Below are 23,366 nucleotides of genomic sequence, written 5' to 3'. Positions count from 1 at the left end.
CCGAGTCAGCCTTGCCGGATGACCAGTCTGCCACCCTGACGCTGGGCGACGACTTTGCCCGGGAGATTGATCTCCCCCTGGCCGCGCCAGCCGGTGATCAGGCGGTCGACCTCTTCGATGTGGCGGGCGAAGAGGGCACCCGCGGGAGCGCCGGCCTCGATGGCCGCCCTGCGCAGGATGCGGCGGCGTACGGCGGGCGGCAGCGCGTAGAGCTTGGCGCATTCGAGGAGCCCGGCCGCGTCCCGTACGGTCTGGGCGGCCTGCTGCGCCCACGCGTCCAGCGCGTCCGCGTCGTCCCGGGACAACTGGGCCGTCCGGGCGAGCGCCTCGACGACGCCCTTGCCGAGCGCCTTCTCCAGGGCGGGCAGTCCCTCGTGGCGCAGCCGGGAGCGGGTGTAGGCCGGATCGGTGTTGTGCGGGTCGTCCCAGACGGGCAGGTGCTGCACGAGGCAGGCCTTGCGGGCGGTCTGCCGGTCGAGGCCGAGGAAGGGGCGCCGGTAACGGCCGGCGGCCCCCGAGACCGCGGCCATTCCGGACAGGGAGCGGATGCCGGAGCCGCGGGCGAGGCCGAGCAGGACGGTCTCGGCCTGGTCGTCGCGGGTGTGGCCGAGCAGGACGGCGGCGGCGCCGTGGCGCTCGGCCGCGGCGTCGAGGGCGCCGTAGCGGGCGTCGCGGGCGGCGGCCTCGGGCCCGCCGGCGCGGCCCACGTCGACGGCGACGGACTCGGCGGGGGTCAGGCCGAGCGAGGTCAGGCGCAGGACGACGTCCTCGGCGCGGACGTCGGAGCCGGGCTGGAGGCGGTGGTCGACGGTGATGCCGCCGGCGCGGACGCCGAGTTTGGGTGCTTCGAAGGCGAGGGCCGAGGCGAGCGCCATGGAGTCGGCGCCGCCGGAGCAGGCGACCAGGACCAACGGCCGGTCACCCGCGGGTGGTTGGGGTTGCGTGTCGAGGATGTCGTGGAGGACGCGGCGGACCGCCAGGCGTATCGCCGCGACCGCAGGATGGGGACCCATGTCCGGTTCCCTTCATTCCGTTGTCTGAGGGGGTGGGGCGCCAACTGTGAACCGATGTGGCACGGCTCAGTCGCTCAACGGTGACTCGGTGACTTCGGTCACGCAGAGTGTGTCGATGGTGACAGAAGCGAGCCATTCACCGAGCATTGCACGCCTGCCCACGACCCACGGTCCCTCGGATGGGTGATCCTGCGCCATTCCTGGCGTGGCCGATCGCGCGGGGCCCCCTCCGCGGGCTCAGTCCTCGTCGCGCGCGCCGCCCGCCGGCCCCTCCGTCCGGTTGTGCACCCGCGCGACCCAGTCCGCCGGTTTGGCGATCTCCGCCTTGGTGGGGAGCGTGTTCGGCGAGGTCCACACGCGGTTGAAGCCGTCCATGCCGACCTGGTCGACGACGGCCCGTACGAAGCGCTCGCCGTCGCGGTACTGGCGCAGCTTGGCGTCGAGGCCGAGGAGCTTGCGCAGGGCCAGGTCGAGGCGGGAGGCGCCCTTCTGGCGGCGCTCCTTGAACTTCTCGCGGATCTCTCCGACGGTCGGCACGACGGCCGGTCCGACCCCGTCCATCACGTAGTCCGCGTGCCCCTCCAGGAGGGACATGACGGCGGTGAGGCGGGCGAGGATCTCGCGCTGGGCGGGCGACTGGACCAGCTCGACGAGCGAGCGGCCGCCGTCGTCCTCCTCCGTGTCGGGGCGTCCGCCGGACAGCGACTGGACGGCCTCCCTGACCCGCTCGAGGAACGTCGACGGGTCGACGTCGGTCTCGGCGAGGAACGACTGGATCTCGCCCTCCAGGTGGTCCCGCAGCCACGGCACGGCGGTGAACTGGGTGCGGTGCGTCTCCTCGTGCAGGCACACCCAGAGCCTGAAGTCGTGCGGGTCCACGTCGAGTTCACGCTCGACGTGCACGATGTTCGGTGCGACGAGCAGCAGGCGGCCGCCGCCGTCGGGGGCGGCCGGCAGGTCGCGGGTGGCGGGCGCGAAGGTCTCGTACTGGCCGAGGACGCGCGAGGACAGGAACGACAGCAGCATGCCGAGCTCGACGCCGGTGACCTTGCCGCCGACGGCGCCGAGGACGGCCGGGCCCGCGCCGGAGCCGCGGCGCTCCTGCATCTTGTCGAGCAGCGGCTTGAGGATCTCGCGGAAGCCCGCCACGTTGGCCCGCACCCAGCCGGGGCGGTCGACGACGAGGACGGGGGTGTCGTGCTGCAGGTCCGTGGCCATGCGCGTGTAGGCGCGCACATGCTCCTCGGACTCCTTGGCGTGCCGGCGCAGCTCCGCGACGATGGCGCGCGCCTCGTCGCGGCTCACCTCCGGGCCGGGCCGTACGAGTCGGGTCGCGGTGGCCACCGCGAGGTTCCAGTCGACCATCCCTGATGAGGCAGCGCCGCCGATGCTCGTCATGCGTCAACGGTACGTGACCCCTCGCGTACGCGGAGAGGGGTTGAACCCTGACGCGACCCTGAACCTGCGCCGTCGCTCAGCGGCAGCCGCAGTTGGCCACGGAGGACGCGAGCCGGTCCAGGCCCGCCTGCGCGGCCTGGGGGGCGGGGGCGCCCTCGGTCATGAACGCGAAGACGAGGAGGCGCCCGTCGGCGTCGACGACCGACCCGGCGAGGGTGTTGACGCCCGTGAGCGTGCCGGTCTTGGCGCGGACCAGGCCGATGCCGGAGGCGTCGGCGGGGTCGGCGTAGCGGCTGCTGAGGGTGCCGGTGAAGCCGGCGACGGGCAGGCCGGTGAGCACGGGGCGCAGCTCGGGGCGGTGCGGGTCGGCGGCCTTCGCGAGGAGGCCGGTGAGCAGGTTTGCGGAGACCTTGTCGTTGCGGTCGAGGCCGCTGCCGTCGGCGAAGCGGGCGCCTGCGAGCGGCAGGCCGAGCTTCTTGAGCTGCTTCTTGACGGCGGCGCCGGCGCCGTCGAAGTCGTGGGACTCGTCGGCGGCGATCGCGGTCTGCCGGGCGAGGGCCTCGGCGATGTCGTTGTCGCTGTGCGTCAGCATCCGCTCGACCAGGGCGGACAGCGGCGGGGACTCGACCTTCGCGAGGTCCTCGGCCTGCCCGGAGGCCTTGGAGGGGACGGGGTCGCCCTTGGTGCGCACGCCGCGGTCGTGGAGCAGCCCGGCGAACGTACGGGCGGCGGCGGCCGCGGGGTCGCCGTCACGCGGCGCGGGCCCGCTGCCGGAGTCGTCGAGGCGGGCCTCGTCGGCCATGAGGGGGCTGACCCGGGCGAGGTTCTCGTTGGGGCCGATGGGGTGGGTGTCGGGGCCGGAGTACAGCGAGGTGTCGTAGGTGAGTGTGACCTCGGTCATGCCGTCCTTCTTGAGGGCGGCGGCGGTGTCGTCGGCGAGGTCGCGCAGGCTGGCGGCGCCGTAGGGGTTCTTCTTGCGGGCGGTCAGGGTGGGGTCGCCGCCGCCGACCAGGAGGAGCTCCTTGCCGTCCTTCTCCAGCTTCGTACGGGTCGCGATGCGGTGGTCGGGGCCCGCGGCGGTGAGCGCGGCGACGGCGGTGGCGATCTTGGTCGTGGACGCCGGGGTGAGCGCGTCGCCCGCGGCCTTGCCGTAGAGCCGCTCACCGGTGACGGCGTCGACGACGGCCGCGGCGCGGTGCGGGCCGAGCGCGGCGTCCTTCAGGAGCGGGTCGAGGACCTCGGCAAGGGCGTCCCTGGTGGGGCCGGGCACGGACGCTCCGGGGGCCGCGAGGACGGCGGGAGCGCTGGGCGCGGCGGGGGCGGCGGGGGCCCTGCGGCCGTGATGTGCGCCACCAAGGGCCTCCGGGGAGGCCGCCCGGTCCGCCTCGGCCTTACGCTGGCCCGAAGCGTCCCAAGGGCCGGCCGAGACCGCCACGACGGCCGCGAGGGCGAGCCCCACCGCCGTCGCACCCACCGTCACGTGCTTGGTCTTGGTCAGCGCAGCGGTCTTCGCCACGCTCGTCAAGAGCTGCGAAGCCTTCAGTTCCGGCACCGCGGACCAGCCCCTTTCGCGATCACACACCTGCGTGAGGGACACTTAATCACTGCATCACCAGACGTTTGTGTTGATCATGGAGGAGCCACCGGTGGAGTTCGACGTTCTGATCGAGATCCCTAAGGGATCGCGGAACAAGTACGAGGTCGACCACGAGACCGGTCGCATCCGCCTCGACCGTCGTCTGTTCACGTCGACGGCCTACCCGACGGACTACGGCTACGTCGAGAACACCCTCGGCGAGGACGGCGACCCGCTGGACGCCCTGGTCATCCTGGACGAGCCGACGTTCCCGGGCTGCCTCATCAAGTGCCGCGCCATCGGCATGTTCCGCATGACGGACGAGGCCGGCGGCGACGACAAGCTGCTGTGCGTCCCGGCGACGGACCCGCGCATGGAGCACCTGCGCGACATCCACCACGTCTCCGAGTTCGACCGCCTGGAGATCCAGCACTTCTTCGAGGTCTACAAGGACCTCGAGCCCGGCAAGTCCGTCGAGGGCGCCGACTGGGTCGGCCGCACCGAGGCCGAGGCCGAGATCGAGCGTTCCTACAAGCGCGCCCAGGACCAGGGCGGTCACTGACCCCCGGCGCCTGACGCACCGCGTACACGAACGGGCCGCACCTCCCCGACCGGGGTCGTGCGGCCCGTTCGTGTATCCGTGCGCATACTGAGGCGTACGGGAGGCAGACGCGTACGTAGTCGTACGAAGGGCGAGAGGTGTCGGAGCGGGAGTCGGAGGCGCCGGAGGACCGCAAGCCGCAGTCCGACGAGGCGCGCAGCGCGTTCACGCAGCCGAGCGGTGTCGCACCGCCGGCTCCGGTGGCGGACGAGGAGTCCTCGACCACGTCGGAGTTCTCGGTCCCGGAGGGGCTGAGCGTGCACGCGGTGGAGGTCGTGGAGGTGGAGGGCTCGGCCTTCACACCGCCGAGGACCTACAGCTCGCGGCAGTCGCCGCCCGCGTTCACCCCGGCGCACGGCATCCCGATGGTGCGGCTCACCAAGGAGGCGCCCTGGCAGGACCGGATGCGCACGATGCTGCGCATGCCGGTGGCCGAGCGGCCCGCGCCGGAGAAGGTCCACAAGGAGGACGAGACAGGGCCCGCGGTTCCCCGCGTGCTCGACCTGACGCTGCGTATCGGCGAGCTGCTGCTCGCGGGCGGCGAGGGGGCCGAGGACGTGGAGGCGGCGATGTTCGCCGTGTGCCGCTCCTACGGGCTCGACCGGTGCGAGCCGACGGTGACGTTCACCCTGCTGTCGATCACGTTCCAGCCCTCGCTGGTGGACGATCCGGTGACGGCCTCGCGCACGGTGCGGCGCCGGGGCACCGACTACAACCGGCTCGCGGCCGTGTTCCGGCTCGTGGACGACATCAGCGACGAGGACGTCGAGGTGTCCCTGGAGGAGGCCTACCGGCGCCTCGCGGAGATCCGCCGCAACCGGCACCCGTATCCCGGCTGGGCGCTCACCTCGGCGAGCGGGCTGCTCGCCGGCGCCGCCTCGATCCTCGTCGGCGGCGACCTGATCGTGTTCTTCGCCGCGGCGATCGGCGCGATGCTGGGCGACCGGCTCGCGTGGCTGTGCGCGGGGCGCGGGTTCCCGGAGTTCTACCAGTTCCTGGCCGCCGCGATGCCGCCGGCCGGCATCGGCATCCTGCTCACGCTCGCCAGCGTCGACGTGCGGGCCTCCGCGGTCATCACCGGTGGACTGTTCGCGCTGCTGCCCGGACGGGCGCTCGTGGCGGGCGTGCAGGACGGCCTGACCGGCTTCTACATCACGGCCGCGGCCCGGCTGCTGGAAGTCATGTACTTCTTCGTCGGCATCGTGATCGGCGTGCTGATCATGCTCTACGTGGGCGTGCAGCTGCACGCCGAGCTGAACCCGGAGGCCGCGCTCAAGGTCATCGACCGCCCGTACTGGCAGATCGCCGCGTCGATGGCGCTCTCCCTGGCCTTCGCCGTGCTCCTCCAGCAGGAGCGCTCCACGGTGCTCATGGTGACGCTGAACGGCGGGGTGGCCTGGGTCGTCTACGGGGCCATGCATGTGGCGGGCGGGATCTCGCCGGTGGCGTCCACGGCGGCGGCGGCCGGGCTCGTGGGCCTGTTCGGCCAGCTCTTCTCCCGCTACCGGTTCGCGTCCGCGCTGCCTTATGTCACGGCGGCGATCGGGCCGCTGCTGCCCGGTTCGGCGACGTACTTCGGGCTGCTGGCGATCGCGCAGAACGATGTGGACGGGGGGCTCGTGTACCTGTCGCAGGCCGCGGCTCTGGCGATGGCCATCGCGATCGGGGTGAACCTGGGTGGCGAGATCTCCCGCCTCTTCATCCGCTCCCCCGGCGCGGAGGGCCGCCGAGCGGCCAAGCGCACGCGTGGTTTCTAGCGCCGCCCGGTCCCGGTCCTGCCTGGTGAGGTCTCGTCGCCGGGTGCCGCCCGGTGGGGGCTGGTCGCGCAGTTCCCCGCGCCCCTGAGATGCATGGCGCTTCGCGCCGCATCTCCCCGACAAAGGCGCGGGGATCCTGTCATCGGGGGAAGGCGCGGCGAAGCCGCATGCCTTCCAGGGGCGCGGGGAACTGCGCGACCAGCCCCCACCGGCCCGCACCCGCCCACGAAGAGGAACCCGGCACACGAGAAGGCGGGCGGAGCCCAAGCGCGGCTAGCGACGAGCGTGGCGCCCCCGCTGCGAGGGCGCGGCCGGCGCACCCGGCGCGTCCGGAGCCGCGTTCTGCTCCCGCTTCGCGGAGCGCTTGGCGCGCAGGAACTCGATCGCGATCGGCACCACGGACACGAGGACGATCAGGATCAGGATCGCCTCGATGTTCTTGTGGACGAACTCGATGTTCCCCAGCCAGGAGCCGAGCAAGGTCACACCGGCACCCCACAGGATGCCGCCGATCACGTTGAACGTGATGAAGGAGCGGTACCGCATCCCGGAGACGCCCGCGATGATCGGCGTGAAGGTCCGCACGATGGGCACGAAGCGGGCCAGGACCAGCGACTTCGGGCCGTGCTTCTCGAAGAACTCGTGCGCCTTCTGCACGTTCTCCTGCTTGAAGAGCTTGGAGTCCGGCCGCTTGAAGAGCGACGGTCCGACCTTCTTGCCGAAGATGTATCCGGCCTGGTCACCGAGGATCGCAGCGAGGCAGATCAGTCCGATCGCGCCCCACAGCGGGAAGTCGAGGGTGCCGGCGGTGATCAGCAGGCCGCAGGTGAAGAGCAGCGAGTCACCCGGCAGGAAGAAGCCGATCAGCAGACCGGACTCCGCGAACACGATCAGGAGCAGGCCCCAGATGCCGAACGTGTTCAGCAAATGGTCCGGGTCCAGCCAGCTTGGTCCGAGCGCAAGCGTCATCACGGGTCCGGGCTCCTGAGGGGGTGAGGGCAAAGGCATTGCGGTGCCATGCAGATCGGCGATGCAAAGTTATCAACGCCGCGCGCGGGCACCAGGTTCCAGTGGCCCTCTCAGGATGCACTCCGGGTGAACTGTGGCAAACCTGTCGTTATGGGTATCGAAGACTTCGGCGGCGGCCAGAATCCGCAGGCGGATGTGCTCGTCGTCACCACGAACGACGTCCCGGGGTACCGGGTGCAGCAGGTGATCGGCGAGGTGTTCGGCCTCACCGTGCGCTCGCGGCACCTGGGCAGCCAGATCGGCGCCGGGCTCAAGTCCATGATCGGCGGCGAGCTGAAGGGCCTCACCAAGACGCTGGTCGAGACCCGGAACCAGGCCATGGACCGGCTCGTGGAGCAGGCACGCGCGCGGGGCGCCAACGCCGTGCTCATGTTCCGCTTCGACGTGACGGAGGCGATGGACGGGGCGGCCGAGGTCTGCGCCTACGGAACCGCCGCCGTCATCGCCCAGGAGACCACCGCGCCCTGAGCCGGGCCGGCGTCCTCACTCCCCCGCGTGCCGGGCCGCGTTCGCGTGGATCGCGTCGCGCAGGTGCTCGGCGATGCCCTCGCCCATGGCGTCGTAGAACGCCTTGAAGCGCTCGTCGGCCACGTACATGTCGCCGAAGCAGACGTGCATCTCGTAGGGGACCTCGAAGTAGTTCTGGCTGATGTGCCGCCGGTGCTCCTCGGCGAGCTCCATGGCCGCCGCGCCGGACGGCTGCTCGCCGGAGGCGACGAGGGCCGCGTAGCGGCGGCCCCAGTCCTCGACCTCCGCCTGGATGCGCTGCCAGTCCTCCTTGGTGTAGGTGGCGGCGCGGCGCTGGGACTCGGCCCAGGCCTCGGTGTTCCCCCAGCGCTGCTCGGCCTCGTCCTGGTACTGCTCGGGGTCCTTGTCCCCGAAGACCTCGAAGCGCTCCTCCGGGGTGAGCTGGATTCCCATCTTCTGCGCCTCCATAGCGTGTTCGACGGCCTCGGCCATCTTCTGCAGCTTCTCGATGCGGGCGGTCAGCACCTCGTGCTGGCGCCGCAGGTGCTCGCGCGGGTCGGTCTCCGGGTCGTCGATCAGGGCCTGCACCTCGTCCAGGGGGAAGCCGAGCTCCCGGTAGAAGAGGATCCGCTGGAGCCGGTCCAGGTCGGACGCGGTGTAGCGGCGGTGTCCCGCGTGGTTGCGCTCGCTGGGGACGAGCAGTCCGATCTCGTCGTAGTGGTGCAGCGTGCGCACCGTGACCCCGGCGAATCCGGCCACCTGGCCGACCGAGTGGACCGAGGAGGTCATGGCCGCTCCTTTCCCGCAGCGGTTCTCCGTACGTGACTCAGCTTGGGTCCTCACGCCGCGTGAGGTGCAAGCGCGACGCCATGGGCGCCCGATATGCCCGTTCCGTGATGTCTGCCTAGGCTGGCGCGGGGGGACGCCGCTCACGAAGGAGTCGCCGATGCCTCCGCTGCACCACGGTCCCGCGGGCCGGTCCCGGGGGCGCGAGGAGCGCCCGATGGCCGTCAACCCGTTCTACGGAGCGGCCGACCCCGCGGCCGGGATGACCGACGCGCCGCCCAAGCACCGGCTGCCGGACGGGCCGCTCGCGCCGATGACCGCGTACCAGCTGGTGCACGACGAGCTGATGCTCGACGGGAACGCCCGGCTCAACCTCGCCACGTTCGTGACGACGTGGATGGAGCCGCAGGCGGACGTCCTCCTGGCCGAGTGTCGGGACAAGAACATGATCGACAAGGACGAGTACCCGCGCACCGCCGAGCTGGAGCACCGCTGTGTCGCGATGCTCGCGGACCTGTGGCACGCGCCGGACCCGATGTCCGCGGTGGGCTGCTCGACGACGGGGTCGAGCGAGGCCTGCATGCTGGCCGGCATGGCGCTCAAGCGCCGCTGGGCGAAGCGGAACGCGGACCGCTACCCCTCGCGCGACGCCCGCCCGAACCTGGTGATGGGCATCAACGTGCAGGTCTGCTGGGAGAAGTTCTGCGACTACTGGGAGGTCGAGGCGCGGCAGGTCCCGATGGAGGGCGACCGTTTCCACCTCGATCCGACGGCCGCCGCCGAACTCTGCGACGAGAACACGATCGGTGTCGTCGGCATCCTCGGCTCCACCTTCGACGGGTCGTACGAGCCGATCGCCGACCTGTGCGCGACGCTCGACGCGCTCCAGGAGCGGACCGGGCTCGACATCCCCGTGCACGTGGACGGGGCGTCCGGCGCCATGGTCGCGCCGTTCCTCGACCCGGACCTGGTGTGGGACTTCCGGCTGCCCCGGGTCGCCTCGATCAACACCTCGGGCCACAAGTACGGCCTGGTCTACCCGGGCGTCGGCTGGGCGCTGTGGCGGGACGCGGACGCGCTGCCCGAGGACCTCGTCTTCCGGGTCAACTACCTGGGCGGCGACATGCCGACCTTCGCCCTGAACTTCTCGCGGCCCGGCGCGCAGGTCGTCGCCCAGTACTACTCGTTCCTGCGGCTCGGCCGGGCGGGCTACCGGGCCGTGCAGCAGGCGTCCCGGGACGTGGCGCGCGGGCTCGCCGAGCGGTTCGAGGCGCTCGGCGACTTCCGCCTGCTCACCCGGGGCGACGAGCTGCCGGTGTTCGCGGTGACGACGGCGCCGGACGTGACGTCGTACGACGTCTTCGACGTGTCGCGGCGGCTGCGCGAGCACGGCTGGCTGGTGCCCGCCTACACGTTCCCCGCGCACCGCGAGGACCTCGCCGTGCTCCGCGTCGTGTGCCGCAACGGCTTCTCGGCGGACCTGGCCGCCCTGCTCGTGGACGACCTGACCCGGATCCTGCCCGACCTGCGCAGCCAGCCGCACCCGCAGGTCCGCGACAAGGACGCGGCGACGTCCTTCCACCACTGACCCCGCACCGGCCCGGTCAGTGCGCGGCGTACGGGTCCTCCCGGCCGTCCGGGAGGACCCCGACGAACGGCTCGCCCTCGCCGGCGAAGGTGTACGCGCCGCCCTCGATCCGGGCGATGAGCGCGCGAGTCCACTCGGCGCCGGTGTCGGCGGTGAACACCCAGTGGTTCATGATCTCGCCGATGTGGCCCAGCCGCTCCGGGCCGCCCTCGGGCGTGTAGTGCTCCGTGACGGACGTGCGCCACTCCTCGATGCGGCGCACCCGCTCCCGGAGCAGTGCGACGACCTCCGCGCGCGGCAGGTCGACCATGAAGCCGAGCGCGGCCGTGAGGGCGTCCGGCCGCTGGTCGTACGCGGTGAGGGACTCGCGCAGCAGGGTCAGGTACTCGCTCGTGCCGCGCTCGGTGACCTCGTACTCGGTGCGGGGCGGGCCGCCGACCGTCGACGGCGCCACCTCGTGCGCGCGGAGCAGTCCCTGCTTCGCCATCTGCTTGAGCGCGTGGTAGATCGATCCCGGCTTCGCGTTCGACCACTCGTGGGCGCCCCAGTACTCCAGGTCGCTGCGCACCTGGTAGCCGTGCGCGCGGCCGTGCTGCCGTACGGCCCCGAGGACCAGGAGGCGGATCGCTGACATGCGCTCAGCGTAGAACCCGCGGACTTGCGCGGCCCCCGGGGTTGTGCCCTCAGCCCTGCTGCGCGAGCGCCACCAGTTCGAACGCGGTCTTGCCGTCGAGGGACTCGCGGACGATGTCGGCGTGGCCGGCGTGCCGGGCCGTCTCGCGGATCAGGTGCAGGCCGAGCCAGCGCAGCGAGACCTCCTGGCCGTCGGGGAACCAGGGCTCGTCGGGCAGCGGGAAGGTGTCGTCCAGGCTGGGGGCGTCGTGGAAGAACTTCTCGGTGCGCCGCGCCACGTCCGCGTAGTAGTCGAGGAGCGACTCGACGGTGTCGGTGCCGTCGATCATCCGGAAGCCGATGCCGTACGACTCCGGGTCGCGCTTCGTGTCGGGCTCGGTCCGGCTCGCCAGGGCCACCCAGCCCTGCTCGACCTCCGCCAGGTGCTTGACGATGCCGCCGAGGGAGAGGGCGCTGGCGCTGGGCTTCGCGGCGGCCTGCTCGTCGGTCAGCCCCAGCAGGGTGCGGCGCACCCCGCCGCGCTGCTCGGCGATGAAGGCCAGGAGCGCGCCGCGCTCGTCACCGCGGGCCTCGGGGTTCACGTGCATGACCATCGGAAACACCTCTCGTCGTTCGCCGTCGTCCCGCCGTCGTGCGCCGGACTCGATGAGAAGAAGCTACGGTCGATGTAGGTCAGATCCTGACCTCTTCACGCGAGTCGGCGCCGGGTTCCGCCGAGTTCTGTAGTCGTGGGACCACCCCGCGTGCACGTGCATCTGCTCATGCAGAAGATCTTGGCCGAGGGCTATGATCCTGATCAGCCGGGGCAGTTGTCCCATGCACCCATGCGCCACGAGAACCACCGGGGGAGCGAACCGTGCACCACGTGTACAACGGCATGGCGGCCACGGAGTTGCACGGAGTGGTCTGGCAGAAGAGCAGGCACAGCAACTCGCAGGGCTCCTGCGTGGAGTTCGCGAAGCTGCCCGGCGGCAAGATCGCCGTACGCAACTCCAACTTCCCCGAAGGCCCCGCGCTCGTCTACACCCCCGCGGAGATAGAGGCCATGCTCCTGGGCGTGAAGGACGGGGAGTTCGACCATCTGACGGTCGCCTGAGCGGCCGTCGGGCGCTCACACCCGGAACAGGGCCCAGACGACCTTGCCGCTCAGCGCGCCGGCCATCGGGTGCCAGCCCCAGCTGTCGCTGAAGGAGTCCACGAGGAACAGGCCGCGCCCCGACTCGGCCGAGAAGTCCTCGCATACGTCGGCCTCGCGGGCCACCGGGCTGTCGTTGCTGGGGTCGCGCACCGCGCACACCACGCGCGAGGCCCAGCGCATCAGATGCAGCCGCACCGGCGGGTCCTGGTCGTAGGGCGTGTCCGCGGGCAGCGCGTGCCGCAGCGCGTTGGTGACGAGTTCGGAGACGACCAGACAGATGTCGTCGAAGCGCTCGGGCACGTCCCAGTCGCCGAGCGTTCTGCGGCTGAACTCCCGTGCGCTGCGCACCGCTTCGTACCGTGCGGGCAGGGCGCAGGATGCGGCGCTGGACACCGCGGAGGGGTCGAGCGGGGGAAGACTCTGCCTCAACGCGTCGAAAGGCTCGAGCATGGTCGATCCGTTCGTCCCCATGCGAGGCACTCCCCATTTTCGCAGTACGTAGCGAGCGGTGGTGGCGACCATGGTTCCGAATGCGCAGAACGGATGCAAGGGCAGATGCACGTGCACGCGCCGGAATTGGCCGTTCCCGTACCGCTTCTTGCTCATTTCTTCCCACGACTTCTTCCAAGTTCTCACGCCTCGCTTTCGCCTCTTCTCCCTTTCCGTAACCACGCGAGTACGGGCCGGAGCGTTTTAGTGGCAGACTTCGGGCCCTGATGGATCAGGGAGGTTGGACGACGTGACCGCTGGGGAGTCCTGGGCGTCGCCCCAGGCGCTGGGGCCGGGGGGCGGCTCGGTGGTGCGGCGCATCCTGCTGGGCTCGCAGCTGCGGCGCCTGCGGGAGTCGCACGGCATCACCCGCGAGGCCGCCGGCTACTCGATCCGCGCCTCCGAGTCGAAGATCAGCCGGCTGGAGCTGGGCCGCGTGAGCTTCAAGGCGCGCGACGTGGAGGACCTGCTGACCCTCTACGGGGTCACCGACGGCGCCGAGCGCGAGGCCCTCCTCTCCCTCGTCAAGGAGGCCAACTCCACGGGCTGGTGGCACAGTTACTCCGACGTGCTGCCCGGCTGGTTCCAGACCTACGTGGGCCTGGAGGCCGCCGCCTCGCACATCCGCGGCTACGAGGCCCAGTTCGTGCACGGCCTGCTGCAGACCGAGGCGTACGCCCACGCGGTCGTCGAGCAGGGCATGCGCGGCGCCGCCCCCGAGGACGTCGACCGGCGCGTGGCGCTGCGGCTGGAACGGCAGAAGCTGCTGGTCGCCGAGCAGGCCCCGGAGCTGCACGTGGTGCTCGACGAGGCCGCGCTGCGCCGGGTGCACGGCGGACCCGAGGTGATGCGCGGGCAGCTGCGCCACCTGATCGAGCTGGCCGAGCGGCCCCGGATCACCCTCCAGATCATGCCGTTCGACCGCGGCTGGCACGCGGGCGAGTCCGGCAGCTTCACCCTGCTCACCTTCCCCGAGTCGGACCTCTCCGACGTCGTCTTCCTCGAACAGCTCACCAGCGCCCTGTACTTGGACAAGCGCGAGGACGTCACCCAGTACGAGAAGGCGATGGCCCTCCTCGCCGAGCAGTGCCCGGATCCGGCGGAGAGCATCGGACTGCTGCGCCGGTTGCTGACCGAATTCGCCTGAATACAAAGCGAGTTGGCCGATCTCTTTCCATGACTGACCGGTGCCGGACGTACGATGACGTCCCATCAGCTGTCCGGCGCTTCAGCAAGGGATTTGCCATGACGTCACCGTCCCCGCACACGTACTTCACCGATCTGGACCGGCAGTACATCGACGGCACGTGGCGCGAGGGGCGCGGGTCGTGGGACATCATCGACTTCAACCCGTACAACGGGGACAAGCTGGCGTCGATCACCGTCGCATCCGTCGAGGAGATCGACGAGGCGTACCGGGCGGCCGAGCGGGCGCAGAAGGAGTGGGCGAAGACCAACGCGTACGCGCGCCGGATGGTCTTCGAGCGGGCGCTGCGCCTGGTCGAGGAGCATGAGGACGCGATAGCCGAGGCGATCATCGACGAACTCGGCGGCACCCGCGTCAAGGCCGGTTTCGAGCTGCACCTGGCCAAGGAGTTCCTGCGCGAGGCGATCCAGCTGGCGCTGCGCCCGCAGGGCCGGGTCATCCCCTCCCCCGTGGACGGCAAGGAGAACCGGGTCTACCGGGTGCCGGTCGGTGTCGTCGGCGTCATCTCCCCCTTCAACTTCCCCTTCCTGCTCTCCCTGAAGTCGGTCGCGCCCGCGCTGGCGCTCGGCAACGGGGTCGTGCTGAAGCCGCACCAGAACACCCCGATCGTGGGCGGCTCGCTCGTCGCGAAGATCTTCGAGGACGCGGGCCTGCCCGCCGGTCTGCTCAACGTCGTCATCACCGACATCGCCGAGATCGGCGACGCCCTGCTCACCCACCCCGTGCCGAAGGTCATCTCCTTCACCGGCTCGGACAAGGTCGGCCAGCACGTGGCGACGGTGTGCGCCTCCCAGTTCAAGCAGGCGGTCCTGGAGCTCGGCGGCAACAGCGCGCTCACGGTCCTCGACGACGCCGACGTCGACTACGCGGTCGACGCGGCCGTCTTCAGCCGCTACGTGCACCAGGGCCAGGTCTGCATGGCCGCGAACCGCATCCTGGTCGACCGCAAGGTCGAGAAGGAGTTCACGGAGAAGTTCGTCGCCAAGGTGAGGACGCTGAAGGCGGGCGACCCGCGCGACCCGTCGACCGTGATCGGCCCGGTCATCAACTCCACGCAGGCGGACGCCCTTTCGGCGGTCGTCGAGCAGGCGGTCGCGGAGGGCGCGACGGCGCTCGTGCGCGGAGCGGTGGACGGCAACCTGGTCGAGCCGGTCGTCCTGGCCGGCCTGCCCGCCGACTCCCCCGTCCTGCGCCAGGAGATCTTCGGCCCGGTCGCGCTCCTCATCCCCTTCGACGGCGACGAGGAGGCGGTGCGGATCGCGAACGACACCCCGTACGGGCTGAGCGGCGCCGTGCACACGGGCGACGTCGAGCGGGGCGTGGCCTTCGCGCAGCAGATCGACACCGGCATGATCCACGTCAACGACGGCACCGTGCACGACGAGCCGCTGGTCGCCTTCGGCGGCGAGAAGCGCTCGGGCATCGGCCGGCTGAACGGCGAGGCGACGGTCGAGGCGTTCACCACGCAGAAGTGGATCTCGGTCCAGCACGGGCGCTCGCAGTTCCCGTTCTGACGCCGTCCCGGCACGAGAACCAGCAGGCCCGGCCCCGGAAGGGGTCGGGCCTGCTGTCTTCGCCGGATTCAGCCGCGGGGCCGGCCGCGAGGTCAGCCGCCGTAGCGGCGCCGGAAGGCCTCGACGCGGCCCTCGGTGTCCAGGACCCGCTGCTGGCCCGTGTAGAAGGGGTGGCTCGCGTCGGAGATCTCGACGTCGAACACGGGATACGTGTTGCCGTCCGACCACTCGATCGTCCGGTCCCCGAGCTTGTCGGAGGCGGTGATCGTCGAGCGGGTCAGGAAGGCGCTGCCCGCCGCGCGGTCGCGGAACACGACCGGGGCGTACTCGGGGTGGATGCCGTTCTTCATGAAAGTCAGCGCTCCTCTCGGAAGTCGACGTGCCGGCCCGCGACGGGGTCGAACTTGCGCAGGGTCAGGCGGTCGGGGTCGTTCCGCCGGTTCTTGCGGGAGACGTAGGTGTAGCCGGTCCCGGCGGTGGACCTGAGCTTGATCACCGGTCGGAGTTCGTTGCGTGCCATGGACCCCAGTATATGAAAATGACTGCCGTTTTCAATAGCACGCCGGGAGAGGTACGTCACCATGGCGGGGCGTGACGGCTGGTAACTTGCTGCGGCGGTCGCACGACGGGAGCGACCGCTGTGACAGCCGTGAAACAGGGGGAAGTTGTGCGTATCAGGAACGTACGGATCGTCGCGGGCGCCGCGGCCGTCGTGGCGGCGCTGGCCGTGACGGGCTGCAGCAGCGACAGCGGCGGCGGCAAGAAGGACCGGGGCTCCGACAGCGGCTCGTCCTCGTCGGCCGACGGCGGTTCGACCGGCGGCTCGTCCGGCTCCGCGGGCTCCGTGAAGGACACCGAGGGCATCTGGAGCGCCACGAGCGGCGGGCAGCCCGTCGTGCTCGTCGTCGGCGGCAAGCAGGCCTCGCTCAGCACGGGTGACGGGCACCTGTGCTCCGGCACGGTGTCCGACGGGGCCGCGCCGACGTTCGTCCTCAAGTGCGCGGACGGCAGCACGGACCGGACGACCGGCAAGGTCGAGTCCAACGACGGCAAGTCGATGCAGGTCAGCTGGGACGGCGGCAAGACCGACGCCTTCACCAAGTCCGAGGACGGCAAGCTCCCGACGGGCCTCCCGTCGGGCCTCCCCACGGGCTGACCGGTACGGAAGGCGAGCGGCGTCGCCGCTCGCCTTCATCAGGGAAATGCGACCCGAAGGGTCCGCATTTCAGGGGCGCGGGGAACTGCGCGAGAAGCCCCACCGGGCCGCACCCGGCGACGAACCGGCGGAGCTACGGCGCTGTCCGCTCCCGCTCACCTTTCAGGGTCATCGGCGGAGCCTCCGTGTCCAGCGCATCGGACAGATCGCCCAGCGTCTCCAGCAACAACCCCGCCCCCCGCCGCACCACACGATCCGGCACCCCGTCCCCGTCCCAAGCGGCCAGCGCCTCCCGCACGGGACCCCAGCGCGGCACCCGACGCTCACGGATCGCCCGGGCCCCGTCCCGGGTCGCCTTGATCAGCGCGTCGGCGAGGACGGACGCGGCGGGCACCGGCGTCGCCCCGCGCTCCGGCAGATGCGCCTCCATCAGCATCGCCACCCGCCCCAGATGGTGCAGCGCCTCGGCCGCGTCGTCGGCCGCGGCCCGCGTGAGGCCCCGGCTGCGGACGGGCTCGGTCTTGGCCCGGGCCAGCGCCTGTTCCCACGCGATGTGCGCGTCCCGCGCCTTGAGCAGCGCCTCCCGCACGTCCGGGCAGGCCTTGCCCTCGGGCCGGGCGTAGTGCCCGACGACGGCCGCCGCGTACTCGCCGAGGGCGACGAGCCGGTCGGCGAGCCGGGTGCGCAGGCGCGGGGTCTCCCAGGCCGGGTAGAGCGCGTAGGCCAGCATGGCGAGCAGTCCGCCGACCAGGGTGAGCACGACCCGTTCGACGACGGTCTGGTCCCAGCTCTCGCCGCCCATGCCGAGCAGGAAGACGACGTACGCCGCGATGCAGGCCTGCGCCGCGAGCTGTCCCGTGCGCATCAGCAGGTACATCAGTCCCGCGCACCCCACGGCGAGCGCGGCCGCCGTGTACGTGCCCGGGTGGGCGATCCGCACGATGCCGGTGGCGACGGCGACCCCGACGAGCGTGCCGGCGAACCGGGCGACCGCGCGCGAGTACGTCTGCGAGAAGTCCGGCCGCATGATCATGACGGCGGACATGGGCGCCCAGTAGCCGTGCCCGAAGGGCAGCGCGTTGCCGAGGAGGTACCCGGCGAGGGCGACCGCGGTGACCCGGGTCGCGTGCCGCAGGATCGGCGAGCCCGGCCGGGCCTCACGGCGGACCGCCCGCACGGCGGCGGGCAGCAGCCGGAAGAGGGACGGGCGGCGCAGGGAGGCGGCCGGGTCCGCGGGGCGGCGGCGGACGTCGTCGTCCTCGGGCCGGGTGCCGCCGGCCGTCTCCACGACGTCCCGCAGCAGCGAGCCGAGCCGTTTCGCCGCGCGCTGGGCCGGGCCGGTGAGGATCGATCCGGTGTCCGGGCTGCGGAACGCGGCGACCGCGCCGCCCGGGATCGTCACGGGCTGCCCCTGCCGGATGGCGCGGGCGGCGGCGTCCAGGATCGAGGCGGAGCCGGCGAGCAGCTCCCGCACCCGGTCCCGTTCCGGGCCCTCCTCGGGCACCCCGACGGCCGGGTCGGCGAGCGAGGCGAGGACGGGCCTGATCCGCTCGGCGAGCCCCCGCGTGCCGCGCAGCTGGGCGGGCCGGGTGCGGGCCTGGCGCGGGGTGAGGGCGGCGGCGCTGCGGGCCAGCATGAGCGGCTCGGGGTCGAAGGGGGCGACCGGGTCGTGGCGCAGCCGGCGCGCGTAGTCGGCCTCGGCGGCGAGCGCGTCGGCCAGCGCGTCCCGCTGGGCGCCCCAGCGCCGTACGGGGAAGAGGATCACCAGGGCCGCCTGGACCAGGCCGCCGACGATCATCATCGCGGCGTGTGCGGCGGCGCCCGCGACGGAGGTGGGCAGGGTGATCGTGACGAGCATCATCGCGACGTTCGACGAGGAGATCAGGCCGATGGTCGGGCCCGCCGCCCAGGCCAGTCCGGCGAGGAAGGTCCACAGCGCGAGCAGCGGCAGGAACAGGGCCAGGTGCGAGCCGGTGAGGTAGCCGACGAAGGTGGAGACGCCGAGGCTGGCGCCGGAGGCGAAGGCCAGCTCGGGGCGCGGCCGCCAGCTGCGCTGGAACGTGGCGATGGCCGCCTGGAACGCGCCGAAGGCCGAACCGGCCGCCACCTCGGGTCCGAACAGCCACAGGCTCATCGCGATGACGAGGGCGAGTCCGGCGGCGCCGCGCACCGCGATGAGCGGTTCGAGCCGCTTGCGCTCGACGCTCAGGCCCGAGCGCGTGGTGTCCTTCAGCGCCCGGAACCAGCTCACTCGGCAAGAATACGGGGACTAAGCCGGATCAATCTCGTCAGACCGTGACGTACCGGACAGCCGGGTGCGGTCCGCCGCGGAGCGGCCCTCGTGCCAGCCCGCCTCGTCCGAGACGCCGCGCATCCGCGTCGTCACCGTCTCCGGGAACATCTCCTCGGTGCGGCCCGTCACCGCCACGTCCCGCGCGGCGAGCACCGGCAGCAGTTCGCCGCGCTCCTCCGTGACCTCGTCCGCGACCGCCGCGAGCCGGTCGCCGATCCGCTGCGCGTACGCGGCCAGGAACGACTGCCGGAACGTCTTCGTACGCTTGCGGCCGCCCGCCCGCTGCTCCGCCTCGGCCCGCGTCATCGCGGTCGTGGCCTGCACCAGGAGCGAGGTGTACAGCAGCTCCACCGCCTCCAGGTCCGGTTCGAAGCCGACGACCGTGGAGAAGCCGAACGCGCTGTTCCACACCGCCTGGCAGCGGTTCGCCCCCGCCACCGCCGCGAGCAGCACCGCCTTCGCCGTCTCGTAGGGCGCGTCGACGCCGATCCGGCAGGCCGCGGGCGTGTCCTTCGCGTGCGTACGGGACGCGAGCAGCGCCTCGTCCACCGAGTGCCGGGCCATCAGCTCCTGCGCCTTCGCGGACAGCGCCTCGGCCTCCGGCGGGTAGCCGGTCGCCTCCGCCTTGGCGAGCAGCGCGCGGATGCGGGCCAACGTGCGCGGCTCACCGGCCACGGGCACGCTCAGCGCCTCACCCGGCACCGGGCCGACCGGCTCGATCGCGGGCAGCCGCAGCAGCAGCCGGTACAGCTCCAGGGTGGTCGTCGCGGCCGAGAAGCGGTCGGTGCGGGGGGCCTCGCCGGCGGGCAGGGCGTCGAGCTGACCCGTCCAGCGCGGCGGCAGGACGTCGTAGCGGCCGGTCTCCGCGCGGATCAGACGGGCCGCGAGGCGGGTGTGCGCGGTGTCCGGACCCAGGTCGCGGACGACCATGCGGTGCAGGTCGGCGGGCTGCCAGCCGCGCTCCCAGGCGCGGCGCACGAGCTCGCGGCCGCGCCGGGCGAGCTCGGTGTCGGACGCCGGGTCCGCAGCGAGGAGGGAGGCGGCCGTGTCCAGGTCGCCCTCGGATCCGTACAGAGCCTCGGCGAAGGCGCGATCGACGGTGCCTTCGCTCATCTGCCTGTCTTCCTCTCGGTCGCCCGGTCGTCTCCCCGGCTTCGATGATCTCAGGGGCGGGGTCCGCTCGGGATGCCGGGCGGGGGCGGGCCTGGGACGCTCGGGACATGAGAGTGGCACTGGCGCAGACGGACTGCGTGCTCGGCGACGTCGAGGCGAACCTCGCCACCGCCCGCGAGCAGCTCGCGCAGGCCGCGGCCCAGGGCGCCGACCTGGTCGTCTTCCCCGAGCTGAGCCTGCACGGCTACCACCTGGGCGCGCTCGCCACCGACACCTCCATCGCCGTCGACGACCCACGGCTGCTCGCGCTGACCTCCGAGCGGGGCGGGGCCGACGCGCTCGTCGGCCTGCACGAGCACACCGGCCTGCGCGCGTACAACGCCTCCGCCCTCTACTCGCGCGGCGCCCTCGTGCACTCCCACCGCAAGCTGTACCTGCCGAACTACCTGGCCTGGGAGGAACGCAAGCACGTCAGCCCCGGGCAGCAGCTGCGCGCCTACGACCTGCCCGGCGGGCGCGGCAGGGCGGCGACCCTCGTCTGCAACGACGCGTGGCAGCCGGTGCTGCCGTGGCTCGCGGTGCAGGACGGGGCGGAGGTCGTGATCGTGCCCGCGAACAGCGCGTCCACGCTCGACCCCGAGGCCATGGACACGGGCCTGTACTGGGACACGCTGCTCGCGTACACGGCGAAGATGCTCCAGTGCTGGGTCGTCTTCGTGAACCGGGTCGGGAACGAGAACGGGGCGTCGTTCTGGGGCGGCTCCCGGGTCGTCGACCCGCGCGGCACCGTCGTCGCGCAGGCCCCGAAATGGGAGCGGGCCCTGGTCACCGTCGACGTCGAGGTGCACGAGGCGCGGCGGCAGCGGCGGGCGGTGCCCCTGGTGGCGGAGGCGCGGCTCGGGCTCGTCGACCGGGAGGTCAGACGGCTGATCGACGAGGGCGGCGACAGCTGAACCCGGCACCCGGACCCGGCCTGCCCGGGGATTGTCAGTGGCCGGTGTGACACTCGCTGCATGACCGGACGCTGGGTGCTCGCCCCCACCGAGTCCGGCGGCGCGGAGCTCGCGCCGCTGGGCGACGACGGGCTGGCCGCGGGCCCCGTCGTGCGCGAGCCGGACCTCGCCGAGGCGGTCCGCTCCCGGCCCGGCGTCACCCGCTGGGTCTGGCGCGACACCCACACCGTGTACCCGAGGCTGCTCGCCGCGGGCGTCCGCGTCGAGCGCTGCTACGACATCGAGGCGGCGGAGAACCTGCTGCTCGGCCACGAGGGGCGGCACGGCGAACCCCGCTCGGCGGCCGCCGCCCTGGCCCGCCTGCGCAAGGCCCCGGTCCCCGCGGACCCGCCGCCGCGCACGGCCGCCCCCGGCTCCCAGTCCTCCCTCTTCGAGCCGCGCCCACCCGTCGACGTGCCGCTTCCGGACCTGCTGGAGGTGTACGCGGAGCAGCAGCGCAGACACGCGGCGGCCGAACGGCCGGAGCGGATGCGGCTGCTCACCGCCTCGGAGTCGGCCGGGATGCTGGTCGCGGCGGAGATGCGCGCGGCGGGCCTGCCGTGGCGGGCCGATGTGCACCGGGCCGTGCTCGCGGAGCTGCTCGGCGAGCGGTACGCGGGCGGCGGCGAGCCGCGGCGGCTCGCGGAGCTGGCCGACGAGGTGTCCGCCGCGTTCGGCAGACGGGTGCGGCCCGAGCTGCCGGCGGACGTCGTGAAGGCGTTCGCCCAGGCCGGCGTCAAGGTGACCTCGACGCGCCGCTGGGAGCTGGAGTCCGTCGACCATCCGGCGGTCGCGCCCCTGATCGCCTACAAGAAGCTGTACCGCATCTACACGGCGCACGGCTGGTCCTGGCTCCAGGACTGGGTGCGGGACGGACGCTTCCGCCCCGAGTACCTCCCGGGCGGCACGGTCTCGGGCCGCTGGACGACGAACGGGGGCGGGGCGCTGCAGATCCCCAAGGTGATCCGCCGCGCCGTCGTCGCCGACCCGGGCTGGCGGCTCGTCGTGGCCGACGCGGCGCAGATGGAGCCCCGGGTGCTCGCGGCGATCTCGCGCGACCCGGCGTTCATGGAGGTCGCCGCCCAGTCCGGCGACCTGTACCAGTCGGTCTCGGACCGGGCCTTCTCCGGCGACCGCGACCAGGCCAAACTCGCCGTCCTCGGCGCCATATACGGGCAGACCTCGGGCGACGGCCTGAAGAACCTGGCACTGCTGCGCCGCCGCTTCCCGCGCGCGGTCGCGTACGTCGACGAGGCGGCACGGGCCGGCGAGGAAGGACGGCTCGTGCGCACCTGGCTGGGCCGCACCTGTCCCCCGGCGGCGGGCGCCTCCGGCGCGGAGGAGGCGGGCCTCCCCCAGGACGAGGCCGCCCCCGACTCCCCGTACGGCTACGCCTCGACGAACTCCCGCGCCCGGGGCCGCTTCACCCGCAACTTCGTCGTCCAGGGCAGCGCCGCCGACTGGGCGCTCCTGCTGCTCGCCGCCCTCCGCTCCGCCCTGGCCCCGCTCGCCGCCGAACTGGTCTTCTTCCAGCACGACGAGGTCATCGTCCACTGCCCCGAGCACGAGGTCCCCGAGGTGACGGAGGCGATCGAGCGGGCGGCGGCGACGGCGGGGCGACTGACCTTCGGGGAGACGCCGGTGCGGTTCCCGTTCTCGGTGGCGGGGGTGGAGTGTTACGCCGACGCGAAGTGAGCGTCGCCCTTGATGCTGAACTCGGCGCCGGGTGAGGCGTGTTCGACGGGGCCGTCGAAGCGTGCGGACGCCCGCTCCACAGCCGCGCGCGGGGTGAGCGAGCGCCCGACGTGCGTGACGATCAGCCGCCGAGCACCGGCCTTCGTCGCCGTCTCCCCCGCGTCCTCGGGCGTGTGGTGGACGCGTTCGGACTCCGCCGCCCGCGCCGGGTGCCGGTCACTGTCGGCCTCGCAGAGCAACACATCGCATCCGGCGGCCAGTTCGGTGAGGCTCGCGCACGGAGCCGTGTCCCCGGAGTACGCCAGGGACCCGCCCGCGCCGTCGATCCGCAGGCCGAAGGCGGGCATGCCGTGGGCGACGGCCCGGCTGGTCAGGCGGAGCGGGCCGACGTCCACCCGGTGCCCGTCGTGCAACTCCGTGACGGCGAAGGCGGATTCGACCGGGCTGCGGGCCGCACCGTTCGTCAGGAAGCCGGCGAGACGGTCGGCGATGCCGGGCGGGCCGTACAGCGGGATCGGCGCCGCGAGCGTGAGGTCGGCGTAGAGCGCGCCGTAGTAGGCGGTGAGCAGGTCGGCGCTGTGGTCGGCGTGCAGGTGCGAGATCCAGATGGCGTCGAGTTCGTCGAGGCGCGTGCAGCGCTGGAGCGGGCCGAGCGTGCCGCTGCCCGCGTCGACCCATATGCGGGCGCCGCCGCCGGTCACGAGATAGCCGGAGCAGGGGTTGTCCGCGCTCGGGTAGGGCGTCGCGGATCCCAGGACCGTGAGGTGCAGCGTCTGATCAGCCATGACGCGACCTTAGTTTCGGCGGAGGGCTCCGCCGTATCGGTTTCGGCGGAGACATCCGCGACCTCGGTTTGGCGGCGGCCTCCGCAGCATCGGCACGGCGGCGCTCTCCGCAGCATCGGTTCGGCGGCGGCCTCC

At 72.3% G+C, this 23,366-nt stretch carries 22 protein-coding genes and 1 pseudogene; 10 read left to right on the top strand and 13 right to left on the bottom strand.

The annotated features are described in order from the left end of the window. Positions 1 to 5 precede the first annotated feature (5 nt). The 3 genes from tilS to dacB all read right to left on the bottom strand — a co-directional run bounded on the left by tilS (position 6) and on the right by dacB (position 3,963). The gene (gene tilS, locus IAG42_RS19575; protein ID WP_188338264.1) at positions 6 to 1,013 is read right to left on the bottom strand and encodes a tRNA lysidine(34) synthetase TilS; all 1,008 of its coding nucleotides are present in this window, start codon (positions 1,011 to 1,013) and stop codon (positions 6 to 8) included. Positions 1,014 to 1,250: 237 nt separating this feature from the next. Beyond that, positions 1,251 to 2,378: a zinc-dependent metalloprotease gene (locus IAG42_RS19570; RefSeq protein ID WP_188341484.1), complete on the bottom strand. Its 1,128-nt coding sequence runs from the start codon at positions 2,376 to 2,378 to the stop codon at positions 1,251 to 1,253. A 109-nt stretch (positions 2,379 to 2,487) separates the two neighbouring features. Continuing rightward, positions 2,488 to 3,963, bottom strand: coding sequence for a D-alanyl-D-alanine carboxypeptidase/D-alanyl-D-alanine endopeptidase (dacB, locus tag IAG42_RS19565; protein WP_188338263.1), 1,476 nt, complete (start codon positions 3,961 to 3,963; stop codon positions 2,488 to 2,490). A 94-nt stretch (positions 3,964 to 4,057) separates the two neighbouring features. On the opposite strand from dacB, the gene IAG42_RS19560 reads away from it, so the two are divergent. Further along, positions 4,058 to 4,549: an inorganic diphosphatase gene (locus tag IAG42_RS19560; RefSeq protein WP_188338262.1), complete on the top strand. Its 492-nt coding sequence runs from the start codon at positions 4,058 to 4,060 to the stop codon at positions 4,547 to 4,549. A gap of 137 nt (positions 4,550 to 4,686) precedes the next feature. Further along, positions 4,687 to 6,345 carry a threonine/serine exporter family protein gene (locus IAG42_RS19555; RefSeq protein WP_188338261.1) on the top strand — a complete coding sequence of 553 codons (1,659 nt, stop codon included), beginning with the start codon at positions 4,687 to 4,689 and terminating at the stop codon, positions 6,343 to 6,345. A gap of 309 nt (positions 6,346 to 6,654) precedes the next feature. Here the strand turns inward: IAG42_RS19555 and IAG42_RS19550 are convergent. Then, positions 6,655 to 7,317 (bottom strand): annotated as a pseudogene (locus IAG42_RS19550) (DedA family protein); the annotation flags it as partial. Positions 7,318 to 7,464: 147 nt separating this feature from the next. On the opposite strand from IAG42_RS19550, the gene IAG42_RS19545 reads away from it, so the two are divergent. Next, the gene (locus IAG42_RS19545) at positions 7,465 to 7,842 is read left to right on the top strand and encodes a YbjQ family protein (protein WP_188338259.1); all 378 of its coding nucleotides are present in this window, start codon (positions 7,465 to 7,467) and stop codon (positions 7,840 to 7,842) included. Positions 7,843 to 7,857: 15 nt separating this feature from the next. Here IAG42_RS19545 and IAG42_RS19540 read toward each other — a convergent pair whose 3' ends face one another. Next, positions 7,858 to 8,631 (bottom strand): MerR family transcriptional regulator, encoded by a 774-nt coding sequence (locus IAG42_RS19540; RefSeq protein ID WP_188338258.1) that lies wholly within the window; start codon positions 8,629 to 8,631, stop codon positions 7,858 to 7,860. A gap of 157 nt (positions 8,632 to 8,788) precedes the next feature. Between IAG42_RS19540 and IAG42_RS19535 the strand changes: the two genes are divergently transcribed. After that, on the top strand, positions 8,789 to 10,216 hold the full coding sequence (locus IAG42_RS19535; RefSeq protein ID WP_188338257.1) for a glutamate decarboxylase: 1,428 nt from the start codon (positions 8,789 to 8,791) through the stop codon (positions 10,214 to 10,216). Positions 10,217 to 10,232: 16 nt separating this feature from the next. Here IAG42_RS19535 and IAG42_RS19530 read toward each other — a convergent pair whose 3' ends face one another. Beyond that, a complete protein-coding gene (locus IAG42_RS19530) occupies positions 10,233 to 10,850 on the bottom strand; it encodes a PadR family transcriptional regulator (protein WP_188338256.1) in 618 nt (205 codons plus the stop codon). Between the two features lie 49 nt (positions 10,851 to 10,899). Then, positions 10,900 to 11,442: a DinB family protein gene (locus IAG42_RS19525; protein ID WP_188338255.1), complete on the bottom strand. Its 543-nt coding sequence runs from the start codon at positions 11,440 to 11,442 to the stop codon at positions 10,900 to 10,902. Between the two features lie 263 nt (positions 11,443 to 11,705). Between IAG42_RS19525 and IAG42_RS19520 the strand changes: the two genes are divergently transcribed. Continuing rightward, a complete protein-coding gene (locus tag IAG42_RS19520) occupies positions 11,706 to 11,945 on the top strand; it encodes a DUF397 domain-containing protein (protein WP_188338254.1) in 240 nt (79 codons plus the stop codon). A gap of 15 nt (positions 11,946 to 11,960) precedes the next feature. Here IAG42_RS19520 and IAG42_RS19515 read toward each other — a convergent pair whose 3' ends face one another. After that, positions 11,961 to 12,458, bottom strand: a complete 498-nt coding sequence (locus tag IAG42_RS19515; RefSeq protein ID WP_188338253.1) for an ATP-binding protein — start codon at positions 12,456 to 12,458, stop codon at positions 11,961 to 11,963. Between the two features lie 268 nt (positions 12,459 to 12,726). Here IAG42_RS19515 and IAG42_RS19510 point away from each other — a divergent pair, with 268 nt between their 5' ends. Next, a complete protein-coding gene (locus IAG42_RS19510) occupies positions 12,727 to 13,623 on the top strand; it encodes a helix-turn-helix domain-containing protein (protein WP_188338252.1) in 897 nt (298 codons plus the stop codon). Positions 13,624 to 13,721: 98 nt separating this feature from the next. Then, positions 13,722 to 15,197, top strand: coding sequence for an aldehyde dehydrogenase family protein (locus IAG42_RS19505; RefSeq protein WP_188338251.1), 1,476 nt, complete (start codon positions 13,722 to 13,724; stop codon positions 15,195 to 15,197). A gap of 92 nt (positions 15,198 to 15,289) precedes the next feature. Here the strand turns inward: IAG42_RS19505 and IAG42_RS19500 are convergent, their stop codons facing one another. Both IAG42_RS19500 and rpmG read right to left on the bottom strand, forming a co-directional pair. Further along, complete coding sequence (locus IAG42_RS19500) at positions 15,290 to 15,547, bottom strand: type B 50S ribosomal protein L31 (RefSeq protein ID WP_188338250.1); 258 nt, start codon at positions 15,545 to 15,547, stop codon at positions 15,290 to 15,292. Between the two features lie 5 nt (positions 15,548 to 15,552). Next, positions 15,553 to 15,717, bottom strand: a complete 165-nt coding sequence (gene rpmG / locus IAG42_RS19495; protein WP_188338249.1) for a 50S ribosomal protein L33 — start codon at positions 15,715 to 15,717, stop codon at positions 15,553 to 15,555. A gap of 147 nt (positions 15,718 to 15,864) precedes the next feature. Here rpmG and IAG42_RS19490 point away from each other — a divergent pair, with 147 nt between their 5' ends. Continuing rightward, positions 15,865 to 16,353 carry a hypothetical protein gene (locus tag IAG42_RS19490; RefSeq protein ID WP_223206083.1) on the top strand — a complete coding sequence of 163 codons (489 nt, stop codon included), beginning with the start codon at positions 15,865 to 15,867 and terminating at the stop codon, positions 16,351 to 16,353. Between the two features lie 133 nt (positions 16,354 to 16,486). Here IAG42_RS19490 and IAG42_RS19485 read toward each other — a convergent pair whose 3' ends face one another. Next, positions 16,487 to 18,604: an FUSC family protein gene (locus IAG42_RS19485; protein ID WP_188338248.1), complete on the bottom strand. Its 2,118-nt coding sequence runs from the start codon at positions 18,602 to 18,604 to the stop codon at positions 16,487 to 16,489. A gap of 18 nt (positions 18,605 to 18,622) precedes the next feature. Further along, positions 18,623 to 19,759, bottom strand: a complete 1,137-nt coding sequence (locus tag IAG42_RS19480) for a DUF2786 domain-containing protein (protein WP_188338247.1) — start codon at positions 19,757 to 19,759, stop codon at positions 18,623 to 18,625. A 107-nt stretch (positions 19,760 to 19,866) separates the two neighbouring features. Between IAG42_RS19480 and IAG42_RS19475 the strand changes: the two genes are divergently transcribed. Then, on the top strand, positions 19,867 to 20,712 hold the full coding sequence (locus IAG42_RS19475) for a nitrilase-related carbon-nitrogen hydrolase (RefSeq protein ID WP_188338246.1): 846 nt from the start codon (positions 19,867 to 19,869) through the stop codon (positions 20,710 to 20,712). Between the two features lie 60 nt (positions 20,713 to 20,772). Then, on the top strand, positions 20,773 to 22,446 hold the full coding sequence (locus IAG42_RS19470; RefSeq protein ID WP_188338245.1) for a bifunctional 3'-5' exonuclease/DNA polymerase: 1,674 nt from the start codon (positions 20,773 to 20,775) through the stop codon (positions 22,444 to 22,446). Here the strand turns inward: IAG42_RS19470 and IAG42_RS19465 are convergent. Further along, the gene (locus IAG42_RS19465; protein ID WP_188338244.1) at positions 22,428 to 23,231 is read right to left on the bottom strand and encodes an MBL fold metallo-hydrolase; all 804 of its coding nucleotides are present in this window, start codon (positions 23,229 to 23,231) and stop codon (positions 22,428 to 22,430) included. The genes IAG42_RS19470 and IAG42_RS19465 overlap by 19 nt on opposite strands. Positions 23,232 to 23,366: the final 135 nt, after the last annotated feature.

This window comes from Streptomyces xanthii (assembly GCF_014621695.1).
GTDB classification, from domain to species: domain Bacteria; phylum Actinomycetota; class Actinomycetes; order Streptomycetales; family Streptomycetaceae; genus Streptomyces; species Streptomyces xanthii.
The sequence above is the reverse complement of the archived record's forward strand: the minus strand, read 5'-3'. Positions and strand labels throughout refer to the sequence as shown.

Bases quoted from the DNA above. Each gene is read 5' to 3' on its own strand.
- tilS (WP_188338264.1), bottom strand. From the start codon at position 1,013: ATGGGTCCCCATCCTGCGGTCGCGGCGATACGCCTGGCGGTCCGCCGC.
- IAG42_RS19570 (WP_188341484.1), bottom strand. From the start codon at position 2,378: ATGGTCGACTGGAACCTCGCGGTGGCCACCGCGACCCGACTCGTACGG.
- IAG42_RS19545 (WP_188338259.1), top strand. From the start codon at position 7,465: ATGGGTATCGAAGACTTCGGCGGCGGCCAGAATCCGCAGGCGGATGTG.
- IAG42_RS19540 (WP_188338258.1), bottom strand. From the start codon at position 8,631: ATGACCTCCTCGGTCCACTCGGTCGGCCAGGTGGCCGGATTCGCCGGG.
- IAG42_RS19535 (WP_188338257.1), top strand. From the start codon at position 8,789: ATGCCTCCGCTGCACCACGGTCCCGCGGGCCGGTCCCGGGGGCGCGAG.
- IAG42_RS19530 (WP_188338256.1), bottom strand. From the start codon at position 10,850: ATGTCAGCGATCCGCCTCCTGGTCCTCGGGGCCGTACGGCAGCACGGC.
- IAG42_RS19525 (WP_188338255.1), bottom strand. From the start codon at position 11,442: ATGGTCATGCACGTGAACCCCGAGGCCCGCGGTGACGAGCGCGGCGCG.
- IAG42_RS19515 (WP_188338253.1), bottom strand. From the start codon at position 12,458: ATGGGGACGAACGGATCGACCATGCTCGAGCCTTTCGACGCGTTGAGG.
- IAG42_RS19505 (WP_188338251.1), top strand. From the start codon at position 13,722: ATGACGTCACCGTCCCCGCACACGTACTTCACCGATCTGGACCGGCAG.
- IAG42_RS19500 (WP_188338250.1), bottom strand. From the start codon at position 15,547: ATGAAGAACGGCATCCACCCCGAGTACGCCCCGGTCGTGTTCCGCGAC.
- rpmG (WP_188338249.1), bottom strand. From the start codon at position 15,717: ATGGCACGCAACGAACTCCGACCGGTGATCAAGCTCAGGTCCACCGCC.
- IAG42_RS19480 (WP_188338247.1), bottom strand. From the start codon at position 19,759: ATGAGCGAAGGCACCGTCGATCGCGCCTTCGCCGAGGCTCTGTACGGA.
- IAG42_RS19475 (WP_188338246.1), top strand. From the start codon at position 19,867: ATGAGAGTGGCACTGGCGCAGACGGACTGCGTGCTCGGCGACGTCGAG.
- IAG42_RS19470 (WP_188338245.1), top strand. From the start codon at position 20,773: ATGACCGGACGCTGGGTGCTCGCCCCCACCGAGTCCGGCGGCGCGGAG.
- IAG42_RS19465 (WP_188338244.1), bottom strand. From the start codon at position 23,231: ATGGCTGATCAGACGCTGCACCTCACGGTCCTGGGATCCGCGACGCCC.